The 681-nt window shown below is 49.3% G+C and carries 1 pseudogene; it reads right to left on the bottom strand.

The features are described 5' to 3' along the window. Positions 1–681, bottom strand: a pseudogene (locus tag ACXJ5O_RS28960) (hypothetical protein); the annotation flags it as partial.

Raw genomic sequence — 681 nt, 5'->3', positions numbered from 1 at the left:
CAACGTGCTAATTAGATTGTTTAAATCTCGCTTCCAAACGAGTTGGGAGTGGCGATCTTCCGGCCATCGGTCCGTAAACTCGTCCGCATTATGAGTAGGATTTTTTACAACGAGGGTTGTTTGATTCATCTCTGCGATGTCGATACGCCTACAAAATTCCCGCGATATCGCACATAGTTCATCGAAGAGACTATCAGTCATCGGCCCCGCGTCGAGCGCAACTGCAGCGATGACAACAGACGGAGGCTTGCGAGTCTTTTTTCGCGCTCCKGTTCGATATTGTACATCTCTGAAACGCTTGAGCAATTGAATCGCAACCAGACGTGGGGATTTTTCCTCGAGTGGCAAATGGCCAGGCATTGGCTGCGTATCGGCTTTATCAACTAGCAACCCGTCGACAAGCATACGTCGACTACGAAACTTCGCCGCGAACGCGTCACTTACGCCAGTTAAGGCGATGGTCGAATTAAAATGGTGGGTGAAAGCCTTTGGRTTCACCTCTTTGAGAAGTTTCTCACCATCTTCCTGCTTGTGGTGAAAGAGATGGCCAGACCGTTCAGGTCCGGACGGAATTCTGAGAACGGGCATAAGATCAACTGTCACCCCATCTGGGTAAGTGACGGTTATGCATCGGGAATTACGCTTGATGGGAAAATCGTAATATTTTGAGCCGGGTTGTCC

This window comes from Phyllobacterium sp. P5_D12, from assembly GCF_054049495.1.
This window is presented reverse-complemented; position numbering and strand designations above follow the sequence as displayed.